Origin of the sequence: Amnibacterium kyonggiense, assembly GCF_004364555.1 — a bacterium.
GTDB lineage: Bacteria > Actinomycetota > Actinomycetes > Actinomycetales > Microbacteriaceae > Amnibacterium > Amnibacterium kyonggiense.
In genome coordinates this window covers 1,169,687-1,188,002 of sequence record NZ_SOAM01000001.1, presented here as the reverse complement: position 1 = coordinate 1,188,002, position 18,316 = coordinate 1,169,687, and the positions used below count along the sequence as shown (strand labels likewise).

15 protein-coding genes are annotated in these 18,316 nt (G+C 71.6%); 11 read left to right on the top strand and 4 right to left on the bottom strand.

Features of this window, described 5'->3' with window-relative positions; genetic code table 11:
- Positions 1-128 precede the first annotated feature (128 nt).
- From CLV52_RS06080 to CLV52_RS06050, 7 genes are all read left to right on the top strand, one after another.
- Complete coding sequence (locus CLV52_RS06080) at positions 129-1,448, top strand: ABC transporter substrate-binding protein (protein WP_133765357.1); 1,320 nt, start codon at positions 129-131, stop codon at positions 1,446-1,448.
- A gap of 47 nt (positions 1,449-1,495) precedes the next feature.
- The gene (locus CLV52_RS06075) at positions 1,496-2,497 is read left to right on the top strand and encodes a carbohydrate ABC transporter permease (protein ID WP_133765356.1); all 1,002 of its coding nucleotides are present in this window, start codon (positions 1,496-1,498) and stop codon (positions 2,495-2,497) included.
- Positions 2,494-3,384 (top strand): carbohydrate ABC transporter permease, encoded by an 891-nt coding sequence (locus CLV52_RS06070; RefSeq protein ID WP_133765355.1) that lies wholly within the window; start codon positions 2,494-2,496, stop codon positions 3,382-3,384. Before CLV52_RS06075 ends, CLV52_RS06070 begins: the two co-directional genes overlap by 4 nt.
- A 126-nt stretch (positions 3,385-3,510) precedes the next feature.
- Positions 3,511-5,541 (top strand): GMC family oxidoreductase, encoded by a 2,031-nt coding sequence (locus tag CLV52_RS06065; protein WP_133765354.1) that lies wholly within the window; start codon positions 3,511-3,513, stop codon positions 5,539-5,541.
- Positions 5,538-6,248 (top strand): ThuA domain-containing protein, encoded by a 711-nt coding sequence (locus CLV52_RS06060; RefSeq protein WP_133765353.1) that lies wholly within the window; start codon positions 5,538-5,540, stop codon positions 6,246-6,248. Before CLV52_RS06065 ends, CLV52_RS06060 begins: the two co-directional genes overlap by 4 nt.
- A gap of 32 nt (positions 6,249-6,280) precedes the next feature.
- Positions 6,281-7,300, top strand: coding sequence for a sugar phosphate isomerase/epimerase family protein (locus CLV52_RS06055; RefSeq protein WP_133765352.1), 1,020 nt, complete (start codon positions 6,281-6,283; stop codon positions 7,298-7,300).
- Positions 7,301-7,302: 2 nt separating this feature from the next.
- Positions 7,303-8,457, top strand: coding sequence for a Gfo/Idh/MocA family protein (locus CLV52_RS06050; protein WP_133765351.1), 1,155 nt, complete (start codon positions 7,303-7,305; stop codon positions 8,455-8,457).
- Positions 8,458-8,518: 61 nt separating this feature from the next.
- On the opposite strand, the gene CLV52_RS06045 is transcribed toward CLV52_RS06050, so the two are convergent.
- The 4 genes from CLV52_RS06045 to CLV52_RS06035 form a co-directional block, all read right to left on the bottom strand.
- Complete coding sequence (locus CLV52_RS06045) at positions 8,519-9,619, bottom strand: Gfo/Idh/MocA family protein (protein WP_133765350.1); 1,101 nt, start codon at positions 9,617-9,619, stop codon at positions 8,519-8,521.
- A complete protein-coding gene (locus CLV52_RS18665) occupies positions 9,619-10,740 on the bottom strand; it encodes a Gfo/Idh/MocA family protein (RefSeq protein WP_211342615.1) in 1,122 nt (373 codons plus the stop codon). Before CLV52_RS18665 ends, CLV52_RS06045 begins: the two co-directional genes overlap by 1 nt.
- Positions 10,737-11,489, bottom strand: coding sequence for a sugar phosphate isomerase/epimerase family protein (locus CLV52_RS18660; protein ID WP_211342614.1), 753 nt, complete (start codon positions 11,487-11,489; stop codon positions 10,737-10,739). Before CLV52_RS18660 ends, CLV52_RS18665 begins: the two co-directional genes overlap by 4 nt.
- Positions 11,490-11,586: 97 nt before the next feature.
- Positions 11,587-12,585: a LacI family DNA-binding transcriptional regulator gene (locus CLV52_RS06035; protein ID WP_133765349.1), complete on the bottom strand. Its 999-nt coding sequence runs from the start codon at positions 12,583-12,585 to the stop codon at positions 11,587-11,589.
- Positions 12,586-12,743: 158 nt separating this feature from the next.
- Here CLV52_RS06035 and CLV52_RS06030 point away from each other — a divergent pair, with 158 nt between their 5' ends.
- Genes CLV52_RS06030 through CLV52_RS06015 form a run of 4 tightly spaced genes read left to right on the top strand, consistent with a single transcriptional unit; the run spans position 12,744 to position 18,245 of the window.
- On the top strand, positions 12,744-14,027 hold the full coding sequence (locus CLV52_RS06030) for an ABC transporter substrate-binding protein (protein ID WP_133765348.1): 1,284 nt from the start codon (positions 12,744-12,746) through the stop codon (positions 14,025-14,027).
- An 11-nt stretch (positions 14,028-14,038) separates the two neighbouring features.
- Positions 14,039-15,049 carry a carbohydrate ABC transporter permease gene (locus CLV52_RS06025; protein WP_133765347.1) on the top strand — a complete coding sequence of 337 codons (1,011 nt, stop codon included), beginning with the start codon at positions 14,039-14,041 and terminating at the stop codon, positions 15,047-15,049.
- 56 nt (positions 15,050-15,105) lie between these two features.
- Positions 15,106-15,930 (top strand): carbohydrate ABC transporter permease, encoded by an 825-nt coding sequence (locus CLV52_RS06020; RefSeq protein WP_246018036.1) that lies wholly within the window; start codon positions 15,106-15,108, stop codon positions 15,928-15,930.
- On the top strand, positions 15,927-18,245 hold the full coding sequence (locus tag CLV52_RS06015) for a beta-xylosidase/alpha-l-arabinosidase (RefSeq protein WP_133765345.1): 2,319 nt from the start codon (positions 15,927-15,929) through the stop codon (positions 18,243-18,245). The genes CLV52_RS06020 and CLV52_RS06015 overlap by 4 nt, the downstream gene beginning before the upstream one ends.
- Positions 18,246-18,316: the final 71 nt, after the last annotated feature.

Below are 18,316 nucleotides of genomic sequence, written 5' to 3'. Positions count from 1 at the left end.
AACCGCAACAAAACTGACCCAGCCGAGGGCCTCCCCATCCGGGGCGGGCCGGAGCAGAATCACAGCAGTTCAACGACGAACGACGACGCGGCGGACGAAGAAGCCGGGCGTCGGAGAGGACACCGAAGATGGCATCTCTACCCTCCGGATCCGGCTTCACGCGGCGCACGCTGCTGGGCGCAGGCGTCAGCGCGCTCGCGGTCGGCGCTCTCGCCGCCTGCAGCACGAGCGGTGGTGGCGGAGGCGGCGCCGGCAAGGCGAGCCAGCCGCTGAAGTTCTGGAACCAGCCCTGGGGCGCCCCGGCGTTCCTCACCGAGGACCAGCGGATCGCCGCGGCCTACAAGCCGAAGTCCGGCTTCGGGAAGATCCAGTACCGCCAGGTGCAGTGGGCGAACTTCACGCAGACCTACAGCACCGCGGTCGCGGCGAACACCGGCCCCGCCGTCAGCTCCGGCGGCGGCACGCAGGCCTTCCTCTTCGAGTCGCAGGGCAAGATCGCGTACGCGGACGACCTGCTCGACTCGTGGAAGAAGAACGGCATCTACGACGACTTCCTCCCGGGCCTCGTCGACACGCTGAAGACGAAGAACGGCTACGCGGCCGTCCCCTACAACCTCGACATGCGCCTCTTCTGGTACCGCAAGGACCTGCTGGAGAAGGCCGGCGTCCAGGCGCCGACGACGTGGGACGAGTTCGAGAACGTCTGCAAGGCGCTCAAGAAGCAGGGCATCTACGGCTACGGCACGTACTCGGGCGCCGGCGCCTTCACCGGCGGTCACACCCTCGTCGCGCACATGATCAACAACGGCGGCGGCCTCTTCAACGAGAACCAGGAGGTCGACGCGGTCACCGACGCCAACATCCAGGCGATGGAGTGGGTCATCGGGCTCGTCAAGAACGGCTACGTCGACCCGCGGTCGGGCACCTACACGTCGGCCAACGCCTACGCGCAGATGAACGCCAACAAGTTCGGCATGATCTGGGACGGCGCGGGCACCCCGGCGAACGTCAACGCCTCGGTCGCGAGCAACCTCGAGGTCGGCACGCCGCTGACGGGTCCCTCGGGCAAGAAGGGCGCGCTCTACTTCCCGAACAACATCATGATGTACAAGAACACCCCCAGCCAGGCGGCGTCGGAGGCGTTCCTCACGTACTACTACCAGAACATGAAGACGCTCTGGACGAAGAAGACGGGCATCGGCCTCGCGCCGCTGCAGTCGATCGTCAAGGCCGCGTACGCCGACGACCCCAAGACGACGGCGATCGTCGAGAACTGGCAGCCGATCTCGAAGACGTGGGGCGCCCCCGGGCAGAACACCGTCTTCCTGAACGTCACCAAGGTCGACGGCACGCAGCCGATGATCAACTTCGCCCAGACCATCCTCGCGGGCAAGACCGACGCGAAGACGGCGCTGACGACGCTGCAGAACGCACTGAAGTCCGCCTGATCCGCCCGCCCGCGATCCGTCGCGGGCACGCCTAGGAAGGAGTCGTGATGGCTGTCGACACCGTCACGGAACGATTCCAGCAGGCGAAGCGCGGTGTGGGGGTGTCCGGCCGAGGGCCGGGCGCCCCCCGTCGCGGTCGGCCGAGCACGCCGCTCGGCCGGGCGGGCCTCACGCTCGCTGTCTTCGCGCTGCCGTCGCTGATCCTGCTCGTCCTGCTGAACGTCTTCCCGGTCGGGTACGCGTTCCTCCAGTCGCTGCAGAACGGCTCGCCCTCGACGCTGCCCACCGAGGCGCCGTTCGTCGGCCTGCAGAACTACATCGACACGTTCACGTCGCCGCAGTTCGCCCCGATCGCCCTCCAGGCGACGATCTTCACGGTGATCTTCACGGTCGTCGGGGTCTTCGGCTCGTGGGCCGTCGGCCTCGCGCTCGCGCTGCTGCTGCGCACCCGCATCCCCGGCAACGCGGTCTTCAAGGTGCTGCTGCTGCTGCCGTGGATCGTGCCGGTCGTCGTGTCCTCGACCGCGTGGAACTTCCTCGTCGCGACGCCGCAGTCGCCGGTCCCGATGCTGCTGAACGCCATCGGGATCGAGAACGTGAACTTCCTCGGCGACCCGGTCCTCGCGCAGGTCGTCGTCTGCATCTTCAAGGTGTGGATCAGCTTCCCGTTCATGATGATGATGATGTCCTCGGCGCTCGCGTCGGTGGACACCAACGTCTACGAGGCGGCGAAGATGGACGGCGCCACGGGCTGGCAGGCCTTCCGGGGCGTCACGCTGCCGATCATCTCCCGCACGACGTTCATCAGCTGGGTCCTGATGACGATCTTCTGCGTCAACGACTTCCCGACGATCTTCCTGCTGACGCAGGGCGGTCCGTCGACGGGCGTGACGGGGGCGACGACCTCGCTGATCATTCTCGCGTACCAGTACGCGTTCCAGAACCAGCAGACCGGTCCGGCGACGGCCATCGCGTTCATGATGACCACCGTCCTCGTGATCGTGTCGGTCATCCTCTTCCAGCGCATCAAGAAGGCGAGCATCGAATGAGCCAGGCGATCGCGGCCGGCGGAGCCACCTCGGCCACCGTCGGCCAGCAGCAGCAGGTGAAGCGGCGCTCGGCCCGGGAGCGGGAGCAGAAGGGCCAGTGGTGGCGCTTCCTCCTGATCCTCGTGGTCACGGCCTTCGTCATCACGCCGATCGTCACGGTGCTGTACCTCTCGACCCAGCCGGGTCAGAACAGCACGGCGACCGGGTTCACGTTCGAGAACTTCCAGCGGATCTTCTCGGCCGGCGACGTGTTCACCTGGCTCGGCAACAGCCTGACCGTCGCGCTCGTGACCGTCGTCGTGGCGGTGGCCGTGGCGGCGCCCGCGGGCTACGTGCTCTCCCGGCTCCGGAACCGGCTCGTGTCCGGCTACTCGCTGATCCTGTTCGTCGTCCAGTCCCTGCCGGTGGTCACCGCGGCGATCCCGCTGTTCATCGTCTTCACGACCCTCGGTCTCGTCGACAGCCTCGCGGGCGTCGCGATCGTCTACATCGGCTCGACCATGTCGGTGGCGATCTGGATGATGGCGGCGTACTTCGACTCCATCCCGATCTCCCTCGAGGAGGCGGCGTGGATGGACGGCGCGAGCGTGTTCGGCGGGTTCATCCGCGTGGTGCTGCGGAACTCGCTGCCCGGCATCCTGTCGACCGCGATCTTCTCGTTCCTGCTCGCCTGGAACGACTACCTGATCGCGCTGCTGTTCCTCCAGTCACCGCAGAACCTGACCCTGCCGGTCGGCCTGCAGACGTTCTTCCAGCAGAACGCGTCGGACTGGGGCTCGGTCATGGCCGTCGCCGTCGTCATGATGGCGCCCCCGGTGATCATCTTCGCCGTGCTGAACAAGTACTTCAGCGTCGGCGGCATCGGCGGCTCGCTCGCCGGGCGGTAGCCCCCTCGCGGATCCGCATTCCCCTCGCGGATCCGCAGAACTCGACCGACACGCCGCCGGATCGCTCCGATCCGACGGCGTGTCGGTCCGTTTCTGCGGATCCGCGAACCCCTGAAGGAGACGACCGTGCGCGTGCCGGATGCGATCAGGGCCGCCGTCGACCGGGTCATCCCGGCCGACCGGTGGCCGGGCGGCTGGGCCGGCGGCGTCGACGCCCACCTCGCCGGCTCCCCCGACCTCGCCTGGGCCGAGCCCGCGCTCGCCCGGCTCGCCGAGCGGCTCGACGTCCTCGCCGGCGACCGGGCCTTCGCCGACCTCCCGCCCGCCCGGCAGGACGAGCTGCTCCGCGGCCTGGAGCACGAGGACGACTTCGCCGCGCTCCGCCGCGTGACCTTCGAGGGCTACTACGCGGCCCGTGAGGGCGCGGCGCCCGCCGGTCTCGACCTCGTCGGCTTCCGCGCGGTGCCGGTCGGCGTCACCCCGGTCGAGCCCGACCTCGTGCCGGACGTCGGCACGGCCGGCGTCCGCCGCTCCTACGACGCGATCGTCGTCGGAAGCGGGCCCGGCGGCGGCGTCGCCGCCCAGCTGCTCACAGAGGCGGGCCGCAGCGTCCTCGTGATCGAGCGGGCCGCACGACTGCCGAACGCCGCGCTGCGCGGCGACCACCTCCGCGGCAAGCGGAACGCGGTCTACCGCCCGACGGCCGGCCCCGGCGCCGGGCATCCCCGCGTTGCGGTCCTGCCGGAGGGCGACCGCGTCCTCGACGGCACCGACGACGCCTGGCTCTACGGGCTGAACGCGGACGCCATGGGCGGCGGCACCCGGCTCTGGCAGGGCATGGCCTGGCGCTTCATGCCCGACGACTTCCGGATGCGCTCGGTCTACGGGAACCCGGACGGCGCGAGCCTCGCGGACTGGCCGGTCTCCTACGACGAGATGGAGCCGTACTACTCGCGTGCGGAGCAGGAGCTCGGCGTCGCGGGCGAGGAGGGCGCGCTCACGGCCCGGACCCCGCGCACGGCCGGCTACCCGATGCCGCCGTTCGGCACGGAGCCGGCCCGCGAGCTGCTCGCCGGCGCCGCCGACCGCCTCGGGTGGGGCTGGGGCCCGATCCCGCTCGCGCTGAACAGCGTCCCGCACGACGGCCGACCGGCGTGCGTCCGCTGCCCGCAGTGCGTCGGGCACGCGTGCCCGGTGAACGCGAAGAACGGCAGCCACAATACGTTCCTCCCCCGCGCCCACGCGACGGGGAACCTCCACGTGCTCTACGACGCCGAGGTGGTGGAGGTCCGCGACGGCGCCGACCGCGCCGCCGTCTCGGTGATGGCGTCCACGTCGAGCACGCCGGTCGAGCTCGAGGTCGAGGCCGACGTGGTCGTCGTGGCGGCCGGCGCGGTCGAGACGGCCCGCCTGCTGCTCGCGAGCGGCATCGGCAACGACGCGATGGGCCGCCACCTGCACGACCACCGGTTCGTCACGATGCTCGGGAAGGTCGAGCACCCGGTGAAGCCGTACATCGGCCCGGGGCACTCCGTCGCGACACTCGATCACGTGCACGCCGAGACGATCCCGTGGGGCGGCGGCGTCCTCGTGGACCTCATGGGCCTGCTCCCCCTGACCTGGGCGACAAACCCGATGCCGGGCGTGCCCGGCTGGGGCGCCGGGCACAAGGCCTGGATGGCCGGGGAGCGCGCGAACGTGTTCGGCGTCTTCGGCATGGGGCAGGAGGTGCCGATGCCGACCTCCCGCGTCACGCTCGCCGACGTCCGCGACCGGTGGGGACGCCCCGGCGCGGCGCTCGAGAAGCGGGTCCACCGCGCGTCCGTCGAGGTCGAGGACGGGATGGCCGTGCACGGCGAGGAATGGCTGCTCGCCGCGGGCGCGCGGGACGTGTTCCGGCAGCGCGGCACCGCGACCGCCTCGGCGGCGGGCGAGCACTCATGCGGGACGGCGAGGATGGGGACGGATCCCGCGGACAGCGCGACCGACCCGTTCGGCCGCCCCTGGGGGTCCCGGCGGATCGTCGTGTGCGACTCGTCGCTCCACCCGACCAACGGCAGCGTCAACCCGACGCTGACCATCGTGGCGAACGCCCTCCGCGTCGCCGAGCACCTGGTGGCGGCCTGGCCGGCCGCGACCGCAGGAAGGACCGCATGACCACGCGCAACGCCCTCATCGTCCGTGGCGGCTGGGACGGTCACATGCCCGTCGAGACCACCGACTCGTTCGTGCCGTTCCTCGAGGACAACGGCTTCACCGTGACGATCGAGGAGTCGAACGAGGTCTACGCCGACGCCGCGCGCATGGCCGACGTCGACCTGATCGTGCAGGTCGTGACGATGTCGGAGATCTCCCCGGAGGCGCTCGCGGGCCTGATCGCCGCGGTGCGGGCCGGCACCGGCATGGTCGGGTGGCACGGCGGCATCGCCGACTCGTACCGGAACAGCGCCGACTACCTGCAGCTGATCGGCGGTCAGTTCGCCCACCACGCCTCGGTGAACCCGCCGGAGCAGGCGACCGGCGAGCAGTCCGACAACTACGAGCACTACACGGTCGAGATCACGGACCTCGGTCGCAGTCACCCCGTCACCGCGGGCGTCGACGACTTCGAGCTCACGACCGAGCAGTACTGGGTGCTCTCCGACGAGTACAACCAGGTGCTCGCGACGACCACGCAGGCCAAGCGCGACTGGGACGCCTGGGACCGGCCCGTCACGTTCCCCGCCGTCTGGACGCGGCAGTGGGGCGAGGGCCGCATCGTGGTCTCGACCCCCGGGCACCGCATCGAGATCGTGCAGGACCCGTCGGTGCGGAAGATCATCGAGCAGGGCCTGCTCTGGGCCGCGCGCCCGGCGGCCGACTGACGTCCCTATATACGAGGAGAAGGAGGAGCGCGATGACGCGACCCGTCACCCTGTTCACCGGCCAGTGGGCCGATCTGCCGTTCGAGGAGGTGGCGCGGATGGCGGGCGAGTGGGGCTACGACGGCCTCGAGATCGCCAGCTGGGGCGACCACCTCGACGTCGTCCGCGCCGCGGAGGACCCCGCGTACGTCGCCGACCGGAAGGCGATCCTCGAGCGGAACGGCCTCTCGACCTGGACGATCTCGAACCACCTGCTCGGTCAGGCGGTGTGCGACTCCCCCATCGACGAGCGGCACCGCGACATCCTGTCCGACCGGGTCTGGGGCGACGGCGACCCCGAGGGCGTCCGGCAGCGCGCCGCGGCGGAGATGATCACCACCGCGAAGGCCGCCAAGGCGATGGGCGTGAAGACGGTCACCGGCTTCACCGGCTCGTCGATCTGGCACGCGGTCGCGATGTTCCCCCCGGCCTCCGACGCCTTCGTGCAGAAAGGCTTCGACGACTTCGTCACACGCTGGACGCCGATCCTGGACGCGTTCCAGGAGAACGGGGTGCGGTTCGCGCTCGAGATCCACCCGACCGAGATCGCGTACGACTACTGGACGGCGAAGCGGGCGCTCGAGGCGATCGACCACCCGGCGTTCGGCTTCAACTTCGACCCGTCGCACTTCGTCTGGCAGCAGCTCGACCCGTCCATGTTCCTGCAGGACTTCGCGGACCGGATCTTCCACGTCCACTGCAAGGAGTCGGTGACGCACCTCGACGGCCGCAACGGCCGCCTCGGCAGCCACCTCCCCTGGGCCGACCCGCGTCGCGGCTGGGACTTCGTCTCGGTCGGCCACGGCGAGGTGCCCTGGGAGCGCATCTTCCGCACGCTGAACGCGATCGGCTACGACGGCCCGACCTCGGTCGAGTGGGAGGACGCCGGCATGGAGCGCACCGTCGGCGCGCCCGAGGCCCTCGAGATCGTGCGCAAGCTCAACACCATCCAGCCGCCCGCCGCCGCCTTCGACGCAGCTTTTGCGACGAGCGCAGCCTCCACGAAGGCGTGACCATGACCGAGACGCTGAACGTCGCCGTCGCCGGCTACGCCTTCATGGGCCGCATCCACACCGCGGGGTGGGCGCAAGCCGCGAAGTTCTTCGGGACGCCGGCCCGGGTCACGCACGTGATCGGCCGGAACCGGGACAACACGCAGGCCTTCGCCGACGCGTTCGGCATCCCGAACGTGCTCACCGACTGGCGCGACGCGGTCGCCGATCCGGACATCCACGTCGTCGACGTGTGCACGCCGGGCGACAGCCACGTCGACATCGCGATCGGGGCGCTCGAGGCCGGCAAGCACGTGCTCTGCGAGAAGCCCCTCGCGAACTCGGTGGAGGGCGCGGAGCGCATGGTCGCCGCAGCGGAGTCAGCGAAGCAGCGCGGCGTCCGCTCGATGGCCGGGTTCTCCTACCGCCGCACGCCCGCGCTCGCCTACGCGAAGCGGCTCGTGGACGAGGGGCGGATCGGCGAGATCCGGCACATCCGCGCCGTCTACCTGCAGGACTGGATCGCGGATCCGGAGTTCCCGCTCGTGTGGCGGCTCGACAAGGACGCCGCGGGATCGGGCGCGCTCGGCGACATCGGCGCGCACATCATCGACCTCGCGACGTTCCTCACCGGGCACCGTCTGACCGGCCTGACCGGCATCACGGAGACCTTCGTGAAGACGCGGCCGAAGCTCGCGGAGCAGACGGGCGGCCTGACCGCCAAGGGCTCCGAGGAGCGCGGCGAGGTCACGGTCGACGACGCGGCGGTGTGGGTCGGCCGGACCGACGGCGGCGCGCTCGCGACGTTCGAGGCGACCCGCTTCGCCGCGGGCCGCAAGAACGCGATGCGGATCGAGCTGAACGGCTCGAAGGGATCGCTCGCGTTCGACTTCGAGCGGATGAACGAGCTCGAGTTCCTCGACTTCACCGAGGACGCGGTCGAGAGCGGCTTCCGCCGCATCCTCGTCACCGAGCCCGAGCACCCCTACGTCGGCGCGTGGTGGCCGGCCGGGCACGGCCTCGGCTACGAGCACACCTTCACGCACGAGGTGAAGGACTTCACCGACGCGATCGTCGAGGGCCGGGACCCGGAGCCGTCGTTCGCCGACGGCCTCGCGGTGCAGAAGGTCCTCGCCGCGATCGAGGACTCGAAGGGCGACTGGGTCCCGCTCGGCTAGTCCTGTTCACGGATACGGAGATCCGGCGAGCCGGATCTCCGTATCCGTGAACAGGATCGGGCTACCAGGTGTCGGGCTTCGCGCCCTCCGGGACGGCGGCGGGGCGCTCGACGGTCGTCGTCAGCGTGATGACCGCGTGGTCGCGGCTCGAGCGCGGGATCGCGTCCATGATCTCGAGCACGTGCTGCGCCAGCTCGCCGCTCGCGCGATGCGGCCGACCCGTCGCGATCGCGTGCGCCATGTCCGCGAGGCCGTAGCCGCGGCCGGCGCCCTCGTACCCGGCGTTCGGCGCGACCGTGCGCCACTCCGGCTGCCCGACGGTCCACACCTCGACCGGGTCGGCGAAGTTGTTCGGGTCGGGCACCGCGATGGACCCGGTGGTCCCGTGCAGCTCGAACAGCGGCGCGCGCGTCGCCCAGGTGTCGAACGAGAACGAGACGCGGGAGACCGCGCCGCCCGCGTGCTCGAGGATCCCGCTCACACCGGTGTCGACGGCGACCTCGATCGCCTCGCCCGCCTTCGGGCCCGTGGCCACGCTGCGCTCCCGCGGCGAGCGGATGCTCACGCCGGAGACGCGGACGACCGGGCCGAGCATCGTGACGAGCGCCGTCAGGTAGTACGGCCCCATGTCGAGCAGCGGACCTCCGCCCGGCTGGTAGTAGAACGCGGGATTCGGGTGCCAGCGCTCGTGACCGGGGGCGCTCCAGTGCGCGTCCGCGGTCAGGACCTGCCCGATTGCCCCGTCGTCGACGAGCCGCCGCGCGGTCTGGATGCCCGTGCCGAGCACCGTGTCGGGCGCGCTGCCGACCCGCAGCCCCCGCTCCTGCGCGAGCTCGAGCATCGGCGCCGCGTCCTCCGGGCGCAGCGCAAGCGGCTTCTCCGCGTACACGTGCTTGCCGGCCTCGAGCACCCGGGTGCCGACCTCGACGTGCACGGCCGGGATCGTCAGGTTGAGCACCGCGTCGACGTCGTCGGACGCCAGCAGCTCGTCCACCGTCCGCGCCACGACACCCTGCTCCGCCGCGACCTCGCCCGCACGGGCCATGTCGAGGTCGGCGACGGCGACGAGCCGGAGGTTCGGCAGCGACGGCAGGCTCGCGAAGTACTGCGCGCTGATGTTGCCGACGCCGATGATGCCGATGCGCAGGGGGGTCTCCGCCATCAGAGGGTCGCCTCCTTCGGGTTCCAGTCCGCGGGCAGCGGCTCGACCGGGGCGACGCGGCTCGTGACCGCGACGGTCTCCCCGCGCTCCGCGGACTCCGCCGCGGCGAGCATGACGTCGAGCACGTGCGCCGCGAGGGCGCCCGACGCGCGCTCGGGCACGCCGGCGGCGATCGCCCGCGCGAGCTCGAGGACGCCGAGCCCGCGGCCGTCGGCGGGCCCCGTGGCCTCGACCGTCTCCGGCGTCGGCTGCTCGGGGCCGGTCAGCCCCTTCCAGGACTCGAGCGTCCAGAGCGACGAGTCGCCGTCGAACATGTTCGGGTCCGGCAGCACGATCGCGCCGTCGGTGCCCGTGATCTCGAAGAAGCCCGCCCGGGGCAGCGCCGACTCGAAGGAGAAGGTCGCCTGCGCGGAGGTGCCGTTCTCGAACTCGAGGAGGAGCGCGGAGTAGCTCGGCACCGTCACGTCGAACTCGGTGCCGGCGCGCGGACCGGACTCGACGACCCGCTTCGGCCGTGAGATCGAGCCGACCGCGGCGACGCGGGCGACCGAGCCGAAGACGCTGACGAGCGTCGTCAGGTAGTACGGCCCGAGGTCGAGCAGCGGACCGCCGCCGGCCTGGAACAGGAACTCCGGCGCCGGGTGCCAGCGCTCCGGCCCCGGGTTCAGCACCTGCGTGATCGCCGTGCGCGGCTCGCCGATCCGCCCGTCCGCGATCGCGCGGAACGCGCTCTGCAGCCCGGCGCCGAGCACCGTGTCGGGGGCGACCGCGACGCGGAGGCCCGCGGCCTCGGCGGCGTCGAGCACCCGCCGCGCGTCCGCCGCGTTCGTGGCGATCGGCTTCTCGCTCCAGACGTGCTTGCCGGCGGCGAGGATCGCCAGGTCGACCTCCGCGTGCACGGACGGCAGCGTGAGGTTGACGACGATGTCGATGCCGTCGTCCGCCAGCAGCTCCTCGGTCGTGCCGGACGCCGGGATGCCGAACTCCTCCGCCCGCGCCTTCGCCCGCTCGAGGTCGATGTCCGCGACGAAGCGGACCTCGAGGTCCGGGAACGTCGTCAGGTTCGCCAGGTACTGCGCGCTGATCACTCCGGCGCCGATGACGCCCACTCCTACCGTCACTTGCCCGCCTCCAGGTGGTTCACGTACGCGAGCGAGGCCGCGAGGCCGTCGATCGTGTCGCCGTCGTAGTCGTCGAACTCGAGCACCCGCATCGCCGACGGCGCCGCGTCGAGGATCGCGGGGACGTCGAGCACGCCCTCGCCCGCGGGCAGCTGCCGCTTCGTGTCGCGGCTGCGGTCCCCGTCCTTCACGTGCAGGAGCTTGACGCGCTCGCCCAGCCGACCGAGCAGGTCGGGCGCGCTCTCGCCGCCGACCTCGACCCAGTAGGTGTCGACCTCGAGGACGACGTCGTCCGTGAGGCGCGCGGCGAGCTGCTCGAGCGCGGGCACGCCGGTCGGCCGCGCCTCCAGCTCCCACCAGTGGTTGTGGTACCCGAACACGAGGTCGTACTCGCGGGCCCGCTCCGCGGCCCGGTTGATGCGCTCGGCGATGCGTGCGATGCCGTCGACCGACTCCCAGTCGTCGGTGCGGTGCGCGGGGTCGATGACCGTCCGCACGCCGAGCGCCGCGGCGGCCTCGAACGCCGGTGCCGGGTCGCTCAGCTCGAGCACGCCCGCGTGCGCGGACGGGGCCGAGAGCCCGGTCGCCGCGAGCGCCGCGGCGTAGCGGTCCGAGCCGGCCACGAACACGCCGTACGGCTCGACGTTCGTGAAGCCGAGCGCCGCGAGGCGCTCGAGCGTGCCCTCGAGGTCGTCGGCCAGGCGGTCCCGGACGGAGTAGAGCTGGACGGAAACGGGACCTCGTGCCATGCGGCGCTCCTTCGCACTCGCGCGCCGCCCGAACCCGGGGTCGCGCGTGGTCCATCCAATCACGCCCCATGTTGTGATCCGCAACATTCGCCGGGCGTCAGCGGCGGGGCGGGGCCGTCGTCCTCCGCTCGACGAGCCGCGTGGCAAGGGTCACGTGCGGACGGCGCAGCTCCTGGTTCGCCAGGAGCGCGAGCATCATGGCGACGGCCTCGTTGCCGAGCTGCTGCATGGGCTGCCGGACCGTGGTCAGCGGCGGATCCGCGCGCGCCGCCTCGGGGACGTCGTCGAAGCCGACGACGGAGAGGTCGCCGGGCACCGACAGCCCGCGCGACTGCGCGACCTGCACCGTCGCGATCGCCGACAGGTCGTTCGCGCCGAAGACGGCGGTGGGCGGGTCGGCGAGGTCGAGGAGCGCGCCGGCGGCGTCTCGGCTGAGGCGCAGCTCGTAGTTGCCGGCCCGGACGAGGTCGGGGTCGAAGGGGATGCCCGCGTCGTCGAGCGCGCTGCGGTACCCGGCCTCGCGGAGGAGCGCCGACCGCAGGTCCTGCCGCCCGGAGACGAAGCCGATGCGGCGATGCCCGAGCCCGATCAGGTGCTGCATCGCGAGGCGCGCTCCCCCGTAGCCGTCGGAGTCGACGGTCGGGAGCCCGGCCGGCCCGGTGTGCGGATCGATCGCGACGAGCGGGATCGTGCCGGGGAGGTCGACGACCGTCGGCGCGACGAGGATCGCGCCGTCGATCGTGCCGGCGAGCCGCGACAGGGACCGCCGCTCCCATCCGTCGTGCTCGTTGCCGGTGAGGCTGCTGTAGGCCAGCAGGTCGTTGCCGCTGTCGCCGAGGGCCACGCCGATGCCCTTCATCACCTCGGTCGAGAAGGGCTCGAACGCCGCGATGAACACCCCGACGACGCCGGTGCGGCTCGAGCGCATGCTGCTCGCGCCGAGGCTCGACGCGTAGCCGAGCTCGCTCGCGACCTGGAGGACGCGGGCCGCCGTCTCGCCGCCGACGCCGTACCGCCCGTTGATCGCCTTCGACACCGTGGCGACCGAGACGCCGGCCGCCGCGGCCACGTCGGTGATGGTCGGGCGTCGCTGCACGAGCACGATGATAACGAGCAGCAAACGGTTTCGAAAACGTTTGACAGTCCTGAACGGAGCCTTGATGCTTTCGGCGTCCGGCCCCCGGACCGGCGCGCCGGCCGCCGCCTCCACAGCTCCGTCGGCACCCCCTCGATGAAGAGAGCACAGGTGCACCAGTGAGACCACACCGATTGATCGCCGTCTCGGCGGTCCTCCTCGCCGGCGCAGCCGGACTGACCGCGTGCAGCTCGTCCGGAGGATCCTCCGACGGCCCGCAGACCCTGACCCTGTGGCAGAACTCGACGACGGGCCCCGGCCTGCAGTTCTGGAAGGACGCGGCCAAGGGCTTCGAGAAGACGCACAAGGACGTCACGATCGACGTCCAGACCGTCCAGAACGAGGACTTCGATGGCAAGCTGCAGACCGCGATGAACTCCGGGGACGCGCCGGACGTCTTCCTGCAGCGCGGCGGCGGCAAGATGCAGGCGATGGTCGACGCCGGCCAGGTGAAGGACATCACCTCCGGCATCTCCGCGGCGACGAAGAAGGTCATCCCGGCCGCGTCGTTCGGCGCCGAGTCGATCGGGGGCAAGGTCTACGCGATGCCGCTGGCCGTGCTGCCGAGCGGCATCTGGTACTCGAAGGACCTGTTCCAGCAGGCCGGCATCGACGGGACGCCGACGACGCTCGACGAGCTGAACGCGGACATCGCGAAGCTGAAGGCGAAGGACATCCAGCCCGTCGCGCTCGGCGCGAAGGACGCCTGGCCGGCCGCGCACTGGTACTACAACTTCGCGCTCCGCGAGTGCGCCCCGAGCGCGCTCGAGAAGGCCGCCAAGACGAAGACCTTCGACGACGGCTGCTGGCTGAAGGCCGGGCAGGACCTCCAGGCGTTCAGCGACACGAAGCCGTTCAACGAGGGCTTCCTGACCACCGCCGCGCAGCAGGGCGCCGGCAGCTCCGCCGGTCTCGTCGCGAACCACAAGGCGGCCATGGAGCTCATGGGCGCGTGGGACCCCGGCGTGATCGCGTCGCTCACGAAGGACGAGAAGCCGCTGCCGGACCTCGGCTGGTTCCCCTTCCCGGAGATCTCGGGCGGCCAGGGGAAACCCGGCTCGATCCTCGGCGGCGTCGACGGCTACTCGTGCTCCCAGAACGCGCCCGACTCGTGCGTGGAGTTCCTCAACTACATCGCCACGACCGCGCAGCAGACGGCCTACTACAAGGCCTACAACTCGCCGCCCGTCAACACCGAGGCGCAGGCCGCGGTCACCGAGCCGTACCTGAAGGACGTCGTCGCGGCCTACAACAAGGCGCCGTTCGTCTCGCAGTGGCTCGACACGGTCTACGGCCAGAACGTCGGCAACGCGCTCAACGTGTCCGTCGTGAACCTGCTCGCCGGCAAGAGCGACGCCGCGGGGATCGTCTCCGCGACGAACGACGCGGCGAAGAAGGGCTGAGCGCACCGATCATGACCGTCCGCGAGCAGCTCCCCGCAGGGCAGCGCTCGTCAGGACCCGGATCGACCATCGGGGGCGGCGTCACCACGCCGCCCCCGATGGCGCGCCGCCGCACCACGGGTTCGTGGCGCAGCCGGCTCGAGATCGCGGTGCTGACGGGTCCGGCCCTCGTCGTCTTCCTCCTCTTCGTGATCTTCCCGGTCGTCGCGGCCGCGTACTACGGCTTCTTCCGCTGGGCCGGCTACGGCGTGCCGAACCAGTTCGTCGGCCTCCAGAACTACGTCACGATCGTCCAGGACCCCACGTTCATCGCGGCGCTCGGCCACAACGCCGTCATCGTCGTGCTGTCCCTCGTGCTGCAAGGGCCGATCGCGATCCTGCTCGCGCTCCTGCTCAACCGGAAGATGCGCGGGCAGACCCTGATCCGGGTCCTGATCTTCATCCCCTACGTGATCTCCGAGGTCGTCGTCGGGACCGGCTGGTCGCTGATCCTGCAGACCACGGGTGCCCTGAACAGCGCGCTGCAGAACATGGGGCTCGGCGCCCTCAGGGTCGACTGGCTCGCGAACCCGGACGTCGCGATCTGGACGCTGATGGGGATCATCACCTGGAAGTACGTCGGCTTCGCGGTGATCCTCTTCCTCGCCGGCCTCCAGGGCATCCCGGAGGAGCTGACGGAGGCGGCGTCGATCGACGGCGCGAGCTTCTGGCAGATCCAGCGCCGCATCACGCTGCCGCTGCTCGGGCCGACGCTCCGCATCTGGGCGTTCCTGTCCGTGATCGGCGCCCTGCAGCTGTTCGACCTCGTCTACATCATCTGGGGCCAGTACGTGGCCTCCACCGCCGGCACCTCGACCATGGCCACCTACCTCGTGGTCAACGGGCGCAACGCCGGCAGCTACGGGTACGGGAACGCGGTCGCCGTCGTCCTCTTCCTCATCTCCCTGATCGTCGCCCTCGTCTACCAGCGCTTCGTGCTGCGCCGCGACACCGAGGGCGCGCTGACCGGAAAGGGCCGCTGATGGCCGTCGAAGCCCTCCCCTCCTCCGCGCTGCGGCGGCCCCGCCGCGGCCGCCCGATGCGGCACAGCGCCGCCTCGAACGCGGTCGTCTCCGTCATCGCTGCGGTCGTGATCGTGCTCATGCTGGCGCCCGTCGCCTACATCGTGATCGGCGGCTTCCGCACGAACTCGCAGATCACGGACTCGCCCGCCGGGTTCCCGGCGCCGTGGGTGGCCACGAACTACCTCGACGTGCTGACCGGCGGGCTCTTCTGGCGGCTCGTCGGCAACTCGCTGATCGTCGGGCTGCTCACCACCCTCGGGGTGGTGGTGCTCGGCCTGATGGCGAGCTTCGCGATCGCCCGCTACGAGTACCGGCTGCGCGGCGCGATGTACGCGCTCTTCGCGGCAGGGCTGATGTTCCCGGTGACGGTCGCGATCACGCCGCTCTACATCGTCGTGAAGAACCTCGGGCTCACGAACACGCTCGCGGGCGTGATCCTGCCGCAGATCGCGTTCGGCCTGCCGACGACGATCATCATCCTGGTGCCGTTCCTCCGCGCCATCCCGGCGGAGATCCAGGAGGCCGCGGAGATCGACGGCGCGAGCCGGCTCGGGTTCTTCTGGCGCATGGTGATCCCGCTGTCGCTGCCCGGCGTCGTGACGGTCGGGATCCTCGCCTTCATCGGCAGCTGGAACGGCTACCTCCTGCCGCTGTTCATCCTGAACAACCCGTCGACGTTCACGCTGCCGCTCGGCGTCCAGCAGTTCTCGTCCCAGTACTCGGTGGACACGGCGCGGGTGCTCGCCTTCACCTCGCTGTCGATGCTGCCGGCGCTCGTGTTCTTCTCGATCTTCCAGCGGCGCATCGTCGGCGGCCTCACCGGCGCGGTGAAAGGATGACCGACGTGATGGACCGGCTCGGCAGCCCCGCGTCCGCCTTCTCGGACCGGGTGGTCGAGCTCCTCGGGCGGATGACGCTCGAGGAGAAGCTCGCGCAGCTCGTCGGGTTCTGGGTCGACCAGGGCGGCGAGGCCGTCGCGCCGATGCAGGGCGAGATGGCGCCGTCGCCGGCCTACGAGGAGGCGACCCGCCACGGGCTCGGCCAGCTCACGCGCGTGTACGGCACGCGCCCGGTCGACCCGCTGGAGCGCGCGCGGTGGCTCCGCACCGAGCAGCGGCGCCTGCAGGCGGAGACGCGGCTCGGCATCCCGGCGCTCGTGCACGAGGAGTGCCTGACCGGGCTCGCCGCCTGGCAGGCCGCCACGTTCCCGACGCCGCTCGCCTGGGGTGCGGCGTTCGACCCGGCGCTCGTCGAGGAGATGGCCGCGCTGATCGGCGACTCGATGCGGTCCCTCGGCGTGCACCAGGGGCTCGCCCCGGTGCTCGACGTGATCCGCGACCCGCGCTGGGGCCGCGTCGACGAGTGCATCGCGGAGGACCCGATCGTCGTCGGCACGATCGGCACCGCGTACGTGCGCGGGCTGCAGTCCGCCGGGATCCACGCGACGCTCAAGCACTTCGTCGGCTACTCCGCCTCCCGCGCCGGGCGCAACCACGCGCCCGTCTCGATCGGGCAGCGCGAGCTGCAGGACGTCTTCCTCCCGCCGTTCGAGATGGCGGTGCGGGACGGCGGTGCGCGCTCCGTCATGAACTCCTACACGGAGCTCGACGGCGAGCCCGTCGCCGCCGCCCGGCGGCTCTTCACCGACCTGCTCCGCGACGCCTGGGGCTTCGACGGCGTGGTCGTGTCCGACTACTTCGCCGTGGCCTTCCTCGCCGTGATGCACCGCGTCGCCGCGGACCGCGGCGAGGCGGCGGCGCTCGCCCTCACCGCCGGCATCGACGTCGAGCTGCCGACGGGCGACGCCTTCCTCGCACCGCTGGCGGAGCGCATCGCGGCCGGCCAGGCGGACGAGTCCGTCGTCGACCTCGCCGTGCTCCGCGTGCTCGCGCAGAAGGAGTCCCTCGGGCTGCTCGACGAGACCTTCGACGCCGAGCCGGAGCCGGTCGACCTCGACTCCCCCGCGCACCGCGACGCGGCGCTGCGGCTGGCGGAGGAGTCGCTCGTGCTCCTCGCGAACGACGGCGTCCTGCCGCTCGCCGGCGCCGCGCGCTCCCGGATCGCGGTGATCGGCCCGAACGCCGACCGCTCCGAGGCGCTCATGGGCTGCTACTCCTTCGCGAACCACGTGCTCGCGCACCACCCGGGGGTGCCGCTCGGTTTCGCCATCCCGACCGTGCTCGAGTCCCTCCGCACCGAGCTGCCCGACGCGGCCCTGACCTCGGCCCTCGGCAGCGAGGTGGAGGGCGACGACCGGTCCGGCTTCGCCGCCGCGGTCGAGGCGGCGTCGGCGGCCGAGGTCGCGATCGTCGTCGCCGGCGACCAGGCGGGCCTCTTCGGCCGCGGCACGGTCGGCGAGGGCAACGACGCGGAGTCGCTCGAGCTGCCCGGCGTGCAGCGCGAGCTCGTCGAGGCGGTCGTCGCGACCGGCACCCCGACCGTGCTCGTCCTGCTGACCGGCCGCCCCTACGCGATCGAGTGGGCGCTCGACGGCCCGGCCGCTCCGGCCGCGGTCGTGCAGGCGTTCTTCCCCGGCGAGGAGGGCGGGACGGCGATCGCGCGCGTGCTGTCCGGCACGACCGCGCCGTCGGGCCGGCTGCCGGTCTCGCTCCCCCGCAGCGCCGGCGCGCAGCCGTACTCCTACCTCCACCCGGTGCTCGGCGGGCCGTCCGAGGTCACGAGCGTGGATCCGACCCCGGTGCGCCCGTTCGGCTTCGGGCTCGCCTACACGACCTTCGAGCGCACCGGCCTCCGAGTCGACGGCCTGGTGCCGGCGGGCGGCACGATCGAAGCGACCGTCCGCGTCCGCAACACCGGCGACCGGGCCGGCACCGACGTCGTGCAGCTCTACGCGAACGACCTCGTGGCCTCGGTCACGCGGCCGGTGGCGCAGCTGCTCGCGTTCCACCGCCTCGACCTCGACGCCGGCGAGGAGGCGGTCGTGACCTTCCGCGTGCCGACCGCGCTGCTCGCCTTCAGCGACCGGCGCATGGTGCGGATCGTGGAGCCCGGCGAGGTCCGCCTCTGGGTCGGCCCCTCCTGCGCCGACGAGGAGACGGTCGCCTCGCTCACGATCACGGGCGGCGTGCACGAGGTCGGCGCGGAGGACGGCCGCTCCGCGACCGTCGAGGTCCGGCGGGTCCCCGCCGTCTGAGCCCGCGGCTGGGCCCGGCCTCGTCCGCGGTCGTCGTCGGGGTGTGACGCGCTCTTCGTCTTGGAGGAACG

Excerpts from the sequence above, each read along its gene's own strand:
- CLV52_RS06055 (WP_133765352.1), top strand. The coding sequence starts at position 6,281 with ATGACGCGACCCGTCACCCTGTTCACCGGCCAGTGGGCCGATCTGCCG.
- CLV52_RS06020 (WP_246018036.1), top strand. The coding sequence starts at position 15,106 with ATGCGGCACAGCGCCGCCTCGAACGCGGTCGTCTCCGTCATCGCTGCG.
- CLV52_RS06060 (WP_133765353.1), top strand. The coding sequence starts at position 5,538 with ATGACCACGCGCAACGCCCTCATCGTCCGTGGCGGCTGGGACGGTCAC.
- CLV52_RS06070 (WP_133765355.1), top strand. The coding sequence starts at position 2,494 with ATGAGCCAGGCGATCGCGGCCGGCGGAGCCACCTCGGCCACCGTCGGC.
- CLV52_RS06045 (WP_133765350.1), bottom strand. The coding sequence starts at position 9,619 with ATGGCGGAGACCCCCCTGCGCATCGGCATCATCGGCGTCGGCAACATC.
- CLV52_RS06025 (WP_133765347.1), top strand. The coding sequence starts at position 14,039 with ATGACCGTCCGCGAGCAGCTCCCCGCAGGGCAGCGCTCGTCAGGACCC.
- CLV52_RS06080 (WP_133765357.1), top strand. The coding sequence starts at position 129 with ATGGCATCTCTACCCTCCGGATCCGGCTTCACGCGGCGCACGCTGCTG.
- CLV52_RS06015 (WP_133765345.1), top strand. The coding sequence starts at position 15,927 with ATGACCGACGTGATGGACCGGCTCGGCAGCCCCGCGTCCGCCTTCTCG.
- CLV52_RS06050 (WP_133765351.1), top strand. The coding sequence starts at position 7,303 with ATGACCGAGACGCTGAACGTCGCCGTCGCCGGCTACGCCTTCATGGGC.
- CLV52_RS06075 (WP_133765356.1), top strand. The coding sequence starts at position 1,496 with ATGGCTGTCGACACCGTCACGGAACGATTCCAGCAGGCGAAGCGCGGT.
- CLV52_RS18660 (WP_211342614.1), bottom strand. The coding sequence starts at position 11,489 with ATGGCACGAGGTCCCGTTTCCGTCCAGCTCTACTCCGTCCGGGACCGC.